Here is an 11,626-nt window from a genome sequence, read left to right on the forward strand (position 1 = left end):
TCAATATGCCCAGGAAAACCTTTCTTGACTACTAGAAGTGTGCCGCCTCCAATCACCAACAGCGACACGATCAGCAACACAAGAGTCGCATTGCGGCGGGCAGTACCCCGCAACTGGCGAAGGGGCTTCTCCAAAAGAACAAAAGTCAGTATCGCCATCAAGAACGATAAAGCGATCGCCACGATACCGCTAGTGGGCGTCAAATCCCTATCCGCATTCCGCAGAAAAGCCATGATTGGCCAATGCCAGAGATAAAGGGGGTAACTGATCAAGCCTATTGCGACCATCAAGGGAGCCGCCAAGATGCATCGATTAATCAGAGCAGATGGCCCGGCAAGAATCAAGCAGACCGCACCAACAACGGGCAAAAGCGCATACCAGCCGGGGAACTCCACGTCAGCATCGAGTCCGAAAATCGCCACCAGCAATAGCGACAGTCCCAACAATGCAGCAATATCCGCATTCGAAATGGACTTTCCGTTAAAGCGCATGAGCGAATTACTCAGGAAATCGCGCACCCTTGCAGAAGGCAGATACCAGGCGAGAATCCCTCCAGCCATCAATTCCCAAAACCGAGTGGGCAACAGGAAAAAAGTGGCAACGGGCTTCAACTGCATCAAAGCGATATTGCAAACAAACGACAGGACAGCCAAGCCGATCGCCATCCGAATCACCCGCATTTTCCAGCGCGCGGCACAGAGGACAATTACGGGCCAAAACAGATAGAACTGCTCCTCTACGCCAAGCGACCAGAGATGCAGCAGAGGCTTGAGCTCGGAGGTGACATCAAAATAGCCACTTTCGCGCCAGAGAAGGATGTTGGAAACGAAGACGACGCCCGCAACGACATGCTTGCCCAGCGTCGCGTACTCTTCGGCCAATAAGACAAACCAACCGGCCGCTGCCGAGCAAACCAGGACCAACATGAGCGCAGGGAAGATACGGCGTACTCGGCGGGAGTAGAAGTCGGCAAACGTAAAAGTACCGGCCTGCACTTCGCGGAAGATGATGCCCGAAATCAGAAAACCTGAAATCACGAAGAAGATATCGACACCAACAAAGCCGCCAGGCAGCAGCGACGGAAATGCATGAAAAACCAATACCGAAAGAACCGCGACGGTGCGAAGTCCATCAATGTCCGCCCTGTACGCTTGGTGACCTCCGCCATGCGTATCCGCATACGCGCTGACTTTTGAATTTTTAGCACCAGCCATCCCATCAGCCGTGGACACACGAAAGCGCCAAGCCCCCATTAATCTTTTCATCATTTCCCCACCCCTGTGTGTCGCGAACCCGAATGCGTTGGCGACTCAATCAGCGAGAGAGCAACGCAGAGGTTTACGCAAATTTATTGTTGGTATTTTAGTCACACTTCGCCGCTTTCGCGGGATTTTTTGCGATGCAATATCGCCACTAACACTCCCCGCGACCAATCGCCAAGAGCAGCGTTGCAATCGGCATCCGCCCTGCAATAGCAGAAATTATCTGGACCACGTCAGCATCCGATCTGTAACGATCCCGGCTGTGGCGACCAGCATGTCGACGCGGCCGCAAGGAAAACGTAGAAGTCCGGCAGCTACTACCCCTGATTTGAGTGATCAATTCTTCGGCACAAAGCAAAACGGCAGTGATATTAGAAAACTAATATCACTGCCGTTGTTCATGCAGCTTTCGCCGCAACTGCTTGATTCTATTGGTCGGGACGGTGTGATTCGAACACACGACCCCTTGCACCCCATGCAAGTACGCTACCAGGCTGCGCTACGCCCCGACTGAAGACAAAGATTATAGAGCGCTTGTGTTATTAAATCAACTGTTTCTGCAAAACATTTTTCATCATTTCGCGAAACACCCTGGCCCGCCCTTCCCTGACAATTCAACCGCCATCGCCGCAGCGACATCACGATCAGTCACCGCCCGGAAAAGAACTCATTGAGCAGGAAATTCTGCAGCCCCTTGGTATCTTCCTGCCGCGCCGACAAGGTCACCACGCGGCCCAGCTTCTGCGAATCGAAATTGAAGTCGCCCTGGTAGTAGCGGCGGATCAGCGCAATCATGCTGTTGACCACGGCCAGTTGCACATTGCCCCCAAACCCTGCGTCGACTTCAATCAGCTGGTTCTGGCTGCGGCGCTGGTCGGTAGTCCAGCCGCGGAAGCTGTACTGCGCCACGCGCGGCCCCATGCTGATGATCTGAAATACGCCATTGGTGCCACGGCCACGCCGTTCCTGGAAGGCGATATTGGCGCGGGCAATGTCGTTGGCAGAGGGATTTTCCGCGGCACGTGCCGCGGCATTTTCCTGGGCCGCAGCCTGCTCGGCATCTTCTCGCTTCTGTTGATTGCGCTTCAACGACGCCATGAAATCTTCCGCAGGAGCCGCCGGTGCAGCCGCAGCCGCATTGCGGCTGGGTGCCTCGGTCACCGGCAGCGGGGTCCGCCGGGGAACCGAAGGACGCGCCACCGGGGCGCTATGGCGTGGCGCCGGCTTGGCGACCGGCTTCTTCTGGACCGGCTCCGGCTTCTTGGGCTCCGGGGCGGGCTTGGGCGGTTCCGGTTGCACCACGGGTGCCGCAGGACGGATAAAGCTGACCTGCAAGGGCGCATCGGGACGGCCGGGAGACTCCAGCCTCGGAGGCGTTTCGTTCAGTTTTGCGCGCACGAACATGAACAACACCGCATGCACCAGTATGGACGAAGCAATACCCAGCGCAGTTCTGCGCCGGGAGCGGGCAAGGATGTCTGTTCGGGTCGACGAAACGATAAAACTCATACGGTGTGAAGACAGCGGCGAATAAGCGACTGCGGTCCATGCCCGCGCGCTCCGGATCAGGCCGCTCATGCGCCCCGTCCGCTCCAGCCCTGCCATGCTAACCCATCAACAAAGGCGACATTTTAGCCGGTTTTGGACTGCTCACCGGCTTGATGGCGCGCAGTTTCGCGCAGAACACTCAGCGCCAGCGCCCGCGGCCACCCCATCCGCTGCTGTATCCGAAATAGAAGGACGACGACGGATAGCTATAAGCCGGATAGGCGGGATACGCCGGATAAGCCGGATAAGCAGGATAGGCGTAATACGGTGAATACACCGGCTGCGCCGGGTAGACTGCCGCGCCATTGTAGGGACTGGCAGGGACGGCCACACAGCCGCCCAGCAGCAATGCGGCGGGCAGCACGGCCATCAGCAAGGCGGAACGCGGTAAGGGCTTCATCATGAACTCCAGCGGCGCAACGGCACCAACATGACACTATGGCGCGGCGGCGCCGCGCCCGCCAATCTCCTTACCATTTGTTACTCGCTTCATTCATATTGACGCGAGGATGCAGCAATCTTCACCAAGCGTTATTACTGCCTATACCGGCGTGGCCATAATGAAGCGCAGCGCTGCTTATATAATGTCGCGGCAACAAGCCGAGCCGGGCCACCCTCCGGCACCACAATCAAAACGAGACCCTCCGGCGCGACCTGCCCTGCAGCGCGCCCGCATCAGGACAAGCCGATCATCATGACCACCCCTGCCTCTTCCCGTCGCGCCCCCATTGTCGTCATCGCTCCCGACTCCTTCAAAGGTTCGCTCTCCGCTGAGGAAGTGGCTGCGGCCATCGGTCACGGGATACAGGCAGCACTTCCGGAGGCCCAGGTCCGGCTGTGCCCGATTGCCGATGGCGGCGAAGGCACGCTCGATGCCCTCATGCACGCTGGCGGCGAGCGCCTGACCGTGGACTGCCGCAATGCTGCCGGCCAGCCAGCCTCGGCTCCGGTGGGCATCCTCAAGGATGGCAGCGCCGTGGTGGAATCAGCCGCCATCGTCGGCATCACCGATGCCGCCGGCATGGCCGTCGCGGTCGACCAGCGCACCACGCTGGGCGTCGGCGATGCCATCGGCCAACTGCTGGGCCGTGGTGCCCGTCATTTCCTGGTGGCGCTTGGCGGCAGCAGCACCAACGACGGCGGTGCCGGGCTGCTGGCAGCGCTGGGCGTGAAGTTTCTTGACGACTCCGGCGCGATCGTGCCGCCGGTACCGGCACAACTGCAGCGCGTGACGCAGGTAGATGCCTCGGGGCTGGATGCGCGGGTCAAGGAGGCCCATTTCGTGGCGATGTCGGACGTCGACAACCCCTTGTGCGGCGAGGAAGGAGCGACCGCCGTGTTTGGTCCGCAAAAAGGCGTGCAGCCCGCGCAGGTGGCGTTGCTGGACGGCGCCCTGGCACACTTCGCTGGCGTACTGGAACGGGCGCTCGGCCGCCATGCCGCCGATCAGCCCGGCGCAGGTGCCGCCGGCGGACTCGGCTACGCACTGCTGATGCTGGGCGCGCAATTCCGCTCGGGTGCCGAGACCGTGGCCGACCATATCGGACTGGATGAGGCGCTGGTGGGCGCAGACTGGCTCATTACCGGCGAAGGCCGCAGCGATGCACAAACCCTGCACGGCAAGGCTCCCTTCATCGCCGGCCAGCGCGCGCGCCGCGCCGGGGTGCCGACCACCCTGCTCTCGGGCGGGATCGATCGCAAGTCGCTGGAGAAGCTGCAGACCAGCTTCTCCGGTTGCTTCTCCATCACTTTCGGACCGATGAGCCTGCAGGACGCCATCGCCCAGGCACCTGGCTTGCTCAAGGACAGCGGCGAACAGCTGGCACGCTTGTGGCAGGCTGCGGCCCCGCGTTGAGCAGGGTCTGACGCATCAGCGGCCCACACTCAGACCGGGGCCGCATTCTCGCCGGAGGCAACCGTCCGCGCTCCGCCGAAGCGGGCCATCAGGCGGCGTGTCAGGGGCTTTTCCAGCAGCAGGTAAGACAGGCAACCTACGGCCGTGGCCGTGAGCACGGCGGCCAGGCAGATCAGGCCGTAGGCATGCGGCATCCATTTCAGGCCGACGATCACGACGGCGGGCATGATGAAGCCGTGAGCGAGATAGGTGGAATAGGAGGCATCGCCCAGCAAGGCCAGGCGGCCGGCCTGCCGGCGCACCCATTCAAAACGCTCCATCCAGGCCAGGCCCAGTACCAGCATGGCGGACGGCACACCCAGAGCGATGAAGCGGTCCACCTGCAGCCGATGGACAAACAGCGCAAATACTGCCACCGCAATCAGCACGACCGGCACCCACACTGGCGGCTGCCTGAACTGCATCCACACCCGTGCCACCACCATGCCCAGCAGGAATTCGAAGAGGACCGAGCGTCCGAAGAACTGCGCCAGCACGCCGGCACCCCAGGCGTGGGCCACGATGAAGAGCAAGCCAAGGATCACCGTCGCCGTCTTCAGGCGTGGCAGCCGCAATGCGATCACGCCGGCCAGCACGGCGTAAAACAGCATCTCGAAACTGAGGGTCCAGCCGGACTCCACCAGTGGCAGGAGCTCGCCACTGGCCGGTGAGACCATCGGGTAAAACAGCAAGGATCCCAGCAGATACAGGAACGGCAATCCCTCCGCAAAGGCCCTGGACCCGATGGTCAGCACGATGGCCGCCTTGGACAAGGTATAGAACCAGTACATCGGCACAATACGGATCAGCCGCCGGCGAAAGAACATGCCAGCCGTAGCAACCGCATCCGCTGGCGCTGGCCTGCGGCGGGTAGACAGGTACATGACCAGTCCGCTGATGACGAAAAAGATGTCTACCCCTACCCCGCCAAACTCGTGCCAGTAGGACAGCAAGTCGCCCTGCCCGCTGCGCGCCCGCAGTTCCAGCGCCGCGTGCTGCGCCACCACCAGTGCGGCGGCCACACAGCGCAGGAATTGCACCGTCAACAGATGATTGCCCGATGTTGTCAGCATGTTTTTCCCCGATTGAAGTCAAGCCTTCAACGTTCACGCCCCGGTTGCATGATCTGAACCGGCTGCGTGAACGTCCCCTGATGCCTTCCCGCAGCAAGCGGCCGCCCGGATGCGGTTGCCGGAACACCCCCACCGCTCGCCAGCCCCGCCCCCGATTCAGCGGCGAGGGACGAGCGAGGTCTGCAAGGACCTGTCGGGCAGATCCTTGCGACGATGCGTTTCAGGGGTTTCCAGAGGTAGTGGCTCGCACTTTGAATGTCCGCCACTCCTCCCCAGGGGTGTCGGGCCAGCGTGCGCTACCAGTCAACAACGGCGATCAGGCAGACTTTGCTGCGGTGTAATGCATTCCTTTATTTTTCGAAAATGTAGATAAGCGGCAATTATTAACCATCAACAACGCGCAAAACACCTTCTTCGTCTGTCTACTATATTGCGCAGAGCAGCATTTGTCGATTTCATTTTATGCAATACAGCATAATTATTTTACAACAACATAAAACCGCCGTTCCGAGCGGTGGCGGTTGAATGCCCGATAGTTGCCCGGCATCAATGCCTCTTCCCAACCTCCCCCTTGAACCTGATCCGCAAGTAAGCAACGCAGCATCCTGAACTCAGTATCGAACTCCGCATGTGATTTTTTACGACAGTTTGGCAATGAGCTCTGACCCATGCCAATCTGAACAAAAAAGATTGCAAATAAGTAATTAAATTCTGTCAGGAAAATGTAAGCATCATTTCCCCGTCCCGTGAAAATTCACGAACAAACAGCGCTAAATCATTGATTTTTAAACAATAAAATTGGGCCTTTTTTGTTATTCAAAAGATAATTTTATTGCCGTACGGATCAGTTCATTTCCGCAGTGCACTACTCATCAGTAGTGCGCTGCGGAAACAGTGGAAATCCTTTACTGGCGCGGCTTTCCGGCCGATTAAAAAAAACGGGAAGTTTGTGTTTTTTGTCGTTTTTTTATTGCTTGCGCGAGAAAGCAAATGTTATAGTTCCGACATCAACGCATGTTTTGTTACAAGTGTCAGAGGTTGTCAGCATAAATTGCAGATCTGACAATTAGAAGATTGACTGCGACACAAGAGTCACGGGCAATCCAGCATCAAGTGAGTTGATTTGTTTGAATGGAAAGCGCCACGCGCAATCCTCTTCATTAATTGCCGCATCCCTAAGGATTGATCCCATGAAAAAACTTCTCGCTGCTTCGGCCATCGCAATGGCCCTGAGCTTTGCCGGTACCGCCGCGCAAGCTGCCCCCCTGACTTTCTCGTCCAATGGCGTAGCCACGTTCAGCAACGTCATCACGACCGGTGCTGGCTCGACCTTCAGCGACAACTACACCTTCTCGCTGCCTGGCAACAGCAGCGCATCGGGCTCGCTGACCACCATCACCCTGGGTCAACTGCTGGGTCTGGCCATCAACAGCGTCACCCTGACCAACACCACGACCAATACGGTGTTCAACGCCGTGCTCAATTCGAGCAGCACCGCGACCGGCACCAACTACTCGATTCCCGTCACGCTGCTGACCGGTGGCTCGTACAAGCTCAACATCGCTGGTAGCGTCTCCGGCCTCAGCGGTGGCTTCTACGCTGGCGGCCTGAACGTTGCAGCCGTGCCGGAAGCCTCGACCACCGCCATGATGTTGGGTGGCCTGGCACTGGTGGGCTTCGTGGCCCTGCGTCGCCGTCGCAACGAAGACAGCAAGTCCTTCGCAGCCTCGCAGATGACCGCTGCCTGATCTGCAAGACTGCCTGCCAGAACTGCCAAAAAGAAAACGCCCGATTCATATCGGGCGTTTTTTTGTTTGGAGCGACGCTGCCTAAAGACAGCGCCGGGAAGGACACTGCCTCCCCGCCTCCTACTCTTCCGTAGCCAGCTTCTTGGCCAATGACTGCCAGCGCCAGGTATCGGCACACATGGCATCCACGTCACGCACGGCACGCCACCCGAGCTCACGCTCGGCGCGATCGGTGGCCGCATAGCACATGGCGATGTCGCCGGGACGGCGTGCGGTCAGCTGATGGGGCAGTTTCTTGCCACAGGCCTTCTCGAAGGCAGCCAGCATTTCCAGCACGCTGTTGCCGCGTCCGGTACCGAGATTGTAGATGCGCACGCCCGGGCCCTCGCCCAGCTTGACCAGCGTCTTGAGATGGCCCAGCGCCAGGTCCACGACGTGGATGTAGTCGCGCACGCCGGTGCCGTCCACCGTGGGATAGTCGCTGCCATAGACAGCCAGGCTGGCGCGGCGGCCATCGGCCACCTGCGCGATGAAAGGCAGCAGGTTGTTGGGAATGCCGCTCGGATCCTCGCCGATCAGCCCGCTCTCATGCGCGCCGACCGGATTGAAATAACGCAGCAAGGCAATGTGCCAATCGGGGTCCGAGACATGAATATCGCCCAGAATCTGCTCCACCATCAGCTTGCTGCGGCCATAGGGGTTGGTGGCCGACAGGGGAAAATCTTCCGTGATCGGCACCGAGGCAGGATCACCATAGACCGTGGCCGACGAACTGAACACCAGCTTCTTGACGCCGTGCCGTGCCATCGCGGCAAACAGCAGGTTGCTGCCGTTGACGTTGTTGTCGTAGTAGCGCACCGGCTGCTGCACCGATTCGCCGACTGCCTTGAGACCGGCGAAGTGAATCACCGCATCGATGGCATGCGTGCTGAAGACCTGGTCCAGCAGGGCCGCATCGCGGATATCGCCTTCGATGAATACCGGCGTCCTGCCCGAGATCTGCGCCACCCGATCGATGACGCTGCGGCGGCTGTTGCAGAGGTTGTCCAGCACCACCACGTCGTAGCCCGCATGCAGCAGCTCCACGCAGGTATGAGAGCCGATGTAGCCGGCACCGCCGGTCACCAGGATCGTTTGCTTGGCCATCTTGTTCCTTGTAGTTCAGTGAAGAAGTCTGTGAAGCATCCATGACCGGGCACATCCACACCCGGCAGCGGTGTCTGAAACGCAGCGGCAGGTCAAGCCGCCGGCTCGCGCGCAACGACCTTCGCGGGCGCGCCCACGACGGTGGCACCGGCCGGCACGTCATGCAACACCACCGACATGGCACCGATCTTGCTGCCATCGCCGACGTGAACGCCGCCGAAGACCTGCGCATAGGCACCAAACTCGACGTTGTCGCCGATGACCGGAACCGGACCATCTTCCCTGCGGTTGCCGATGGTCACGCCCTGGCGCAACGTGCAGCCCGCACCAAGCACCACGTCAGCGTGCAGGAAGATGTTGCCAAAGTGCCAGATGCGCAGCCCCGGTCCGATGCGGGCAGTACGGGGCAGGCTGATGCCAAAGGCGGTTTCCACGAAACGGAAGGCCGCCCAGTAGAACACATTGCTGAGCTTTCTCTTGAGCCCGGGCGGGGCGGCTTCGATGCGGCGGCCCCAGCGGTAGACCCAGATTGCCCAGATCGATTGCTCTTTCAGGAAAGGACGGCGCATGTTGTAGCGACGAAGGTCGGCATCCCAGTCAGGATCCTTGCTCATCGGAAAATCCTTTCATATAGCGCTTGGCAAAGCTGCATGTTGTTTTGTCTGCTGCACCGAGCCTTCAAATGAAAGAAAGTTCTCTTTCAGTGCAGCAATTTTTTAAAATAATCTGGTTGAAATCAGCGCCATTTACACATCACAATATTATCTGTGCGCCGCAACAATATGATAAATTCGACGCGCTGGCTAGGGGCAGGACAACAGGCCACACGCGCGTTTCCGGGCGGAAAGCTCATCCGGACAACGTGAAAATATAACTGAGGGCATGAACCCTCTTCACCGGTAACTCCCCCGACGCAATGTCCAAGAACAGCGTGCTGTGCGCGCTGCCCTTGTATTTGCGACCAGACCATTACAACTCGTCCAGACCGATGTCCTTCAAAGAGATAGTCAAATCCTCAGGCAAAACACTCCTCACCACGGTCGGCGTCACCGCGATCGGCTTCATCATCTCCGTACTGACGGCACGCATCCTCGGCCCTGAAGGCCGCGGCCTGCTCTCCGGTGCCCTGCTCATCATCAGCCTGTCCAGCTCCATCGCCACTTGCGGACTGGCTTATACCTACATCTACCATCGCGGTGCCGGGCAACAATTCGCCCAGAAACGTTTCGTGTTCCTGTCGGCGCTGTTCATCGGCCTGCTGGCCGCGCTGCTGGCCCTCGTCGGACTGATGTTCAACCACAACGTCGAACTGCGCGAGCACCTGCCGCTGATCATCGGCTTCGCCCTCATCACGGCGCTGCAAAATTACCTGATCAACCTGACGCAGATGCAACCGAGCCTGAGTTTTCTCAACGTCACCCGCATCGCCGGTGTGCTGCTCAACGTGACGGCGCTGGGCTTGCTGTACCTGCTGCTGCGCCCGGTCGATTTCGTCCAGATCCTGATCGGGCAACTGGTATGTGCCCTGCTGCTGATCGGCCTGTGCCTGAACTGGGCACGCAGCAACGTGTTCAGCACTGCTGCGCCGGACCAGCAGCAAGCGGCCGCGCCGCAGGCAAAGACCAGCCAGATGCTCAAGTACGCCTTCAACCAGCACGGCACGGTGCTGGTCGGGCTGGCGCTGACCAATTTCGACAAGGTCTATCTGCTCAAGGTGGCGACCATCGTCGAGTTCGGCTACTACTCGCTGGCCTTTACCACCTCGCGTCTGATCGGGGTGCTCTACGACGCCATGAACACCGCACTTTATTCGCGCTATGCCGGCAAGGAAGAAGGAGAACTCAGCCGCAGCATCAACATGGCCTTCCGCTTCACGCTGCTGCCCATGCTGCTGCTGGCCGCGCTCGGTGCGGTACTGGCACCGTGGCTGATCCACCTGGTCTATGGCCCCAAGTTCGCCTCGGTGACGCCGACCTTCATCATCCTGATGTTCGAATGCGTGATCTCGGGTGCCGGCTGGACGCTGGCCCAGCGCTTCAATGCAGCAGGCCGGCCCGGACTGGTGCTGGTCCGCCAGCTCATCTCGATCGTTCCGGTGGTCGCCCTGCTGCCCTTCCTGCCGAGCGAAAACATCGCGGTCTACCTGGCGTTGCTGATGTTGCTGGGCGCGTCGCTGCGCATGGCCATCACCCTGGTGATCTATCCCTACGTCCTGCATGAACCCATTCCACGCCTGTTCCCCTCGGCGGATGAAGTCCGCAAGGTCATCGCCATGGCACGTGCACAGTGGCAACGCCGTATGCATAAAGGAGAATCCGCATGAACCGCTCATTCCCCCTCTCGATCTCGTCACAAGAAAGTCAAGTAATGAACAAGCATTCTGAAGTCATGGAAGGCCTCAAGGCACATCACGCAATCATCGCCGGGATGCTCAAGGGGAAGCGATTCCATTACATCGACATCCCGATTCACGACAACATCGGGGACTTGCTCATCATGCTGGGGACCCTGCGGTTCTTCGAGACCAACAACCTGAAGCCCGCCACCATCGCGACCACGCACTCCTTCAAGCACGAGTGGGTCAAACCCGGCGATGTCCTCGTGTTCCACGGAGGGGGCAACTTTGGCGACCTTTATGGCCACATCCACCAGGATCGTGAAAAAGTGATCATGGCCTTCCCCGGCAACCAGATCATCCTGATGCCGCAGACGCTGTTCTTCTCGTCCGACGCGGCACGGGCACAATCGGCAGCCAATCTCTCCAGGCACCCGGATCTGCATCTGTTCGTGCGTGACCTGGTTTCCCAGAAGATGGCCTACGAGTTCACCCCTCACGTCTATCTCGTTCCGGACATGGCGCATCAGCTGTACCCTGTCGCCACTCCGGACAAGCAAGGCCAGGGCATAGTGCGCATTCAACGTGTGGACAAGGAAAAGCCCAACACTCCTGAAAGC

10 protein-coding genes and 1 tRNA gene are annotated in these 11,626 nt (G+C 59.3%); 4 read left to right on the plus strand and 7 right to left on the minus strand.

Annotation, left to right across the window (positions count from 1 at the left end; translation table 11 throughout):
- From B3873_RS25925 to B3873_RS25940, 4 genes are all read right to left on the minus strand, one after another.
- The coding region (locus B3873_RS25925; RefSeq protein WP_286869985.1) for an acyltransferase family protein at positions 1-1,268 on the minus strand (1,268 nt) is incomplete at its 3' end.
- Between the two features lie 426 nt (positions 1,269-1,694).
- Positions 1,695-1,771 (minus strand) — tRNA-Pro (locus B3873_RS25930).
- Between the two features lie 139 nt (positions 1,772-1,910).
- Entirely contained in the window at positions 1,911-2,666 is a 756-nt protein-coding gene (locus tag B3873_RS25935; RefSeq protein WP_286869987.1) for a hypothetical protein, read from the minus strand.
- A gap of 283 nt (positions 2,667-2,949) precedes the next feature.
- Positions 2,950-3,213, minus strand: a complete 264-nt coding sequence (locus B3873_RS25940; protein ID WP_286869989.1) for a hypothetical protein — start codon at positions 3,211-3,213, stop codon at positions 2,950-2,952.
- A 291-nt stretch (positions 3,214-3,504) separates the two neighbouring features.
- Here B3873_RS25940 and B3873_RS25945 point away from each other — a divergent pair, with 291 nt between their 5' ends.
- Entirely contained in the window at positions 3,505-4,665 is a 1,161-nt protein-coding gene (locus tag B3873_RS25945; protein WP_286869992.1) for a glycerate kinase, read from the plus strand.
- A gap of 29 nt (positions 4,666-4,694) precedes the next feature.
- Here B3873_RS25945 and B3873_RS25950 read toward each other — a convergent pair whose 3' ends face one another.
- Positions 4,695-5,777, minus strand: coding sequence for an acyltransferase family protein (locus tag B3873_RS25950; protein ID WP_051156600.1), 1,083 nt, complete (start codon positions 5,775-5,777; stop codon positions 4,695-4,697).
- A gap of 1,190 nt (positions 5,778-6,967) precedes the next feature.
- On the opposite strand from B3873_RS25950, the gene B3873_RS25955 reads away from it, so the two are divergent.
- Positions 6,968-7,525 carry an FxDxF family PEP-CTERM protein gene (locus B3873_RS25955; RefSeq protein ID WP_039788623.1) on the plus strand — a complete coding sequence of 186 codons (558 nt, stop codon included), beginning with the start codon at positions 6,968-6,970 and terminating at the stop codon, positions 7,523-7,525.
- Between the two features lie 120 nt (positions 7,526-7,645).
- On the opposite strand, the gene galE is transcribed toward B3873_RS25955, so the two are convergent.
- Complete coding sequence (galE, locus tag B3873_RS25960) at positions 7,646-8,671, minus strand: UDP-glucose 4-epimerase GalE (RefSeq protein ID WP_204725383.1); 1,026 nt, start codon at positions 8,669-8,671, stop codon at positions 7,646-7,648.
- 92 nt (positions 8,672-8,763) lie between these two features.
- Entirely contained in the window at positions 8,764-9,285 is a 522-nt protein-coding gene (locus B3873_RS25965) for a serine acetyltransferase (protein WP_121039659.1), read from the minus strand.
- Between the two features lie 374 nt (positions 9,286-9,659).
- On the opposite strand from B3873_RS25965, the gene B3873_RS25970 reads away from it, so the two are divergent.
- Positions 9,660-10,994 (plus strand): lipopolysaccharide biosynthesis protein, encoded by a 1,335-nt coding sequence (locus B3873_RS25970; protein ID WP_157845791.1) that lies wholly within the window; start codon positions 9,660-9,662, stop codon positions 10,992-10,994.
- A gap of 44 nt (positions 10,995-11,038) precedes the next feature.
- Positions 11,039-11,626: polysaccharide pyruvyl transferase family protein (locus B3873_RS25975; protein ID WP_286869995.1), on the plus strand; the 588-nt coding region annotated here is incomplete at its 3' end.

Origin of the sequence: Herbaspirillum sp. UBA812 (assembly GCF_002296545.1) — a bacterium.
GTDB lineage: Bacteria > Pseudomonadota > Gammaproteobacteria > Burkholderiales > Burkholderiaceae_D > Herbaspirillum > Herbaspirillum huttiense.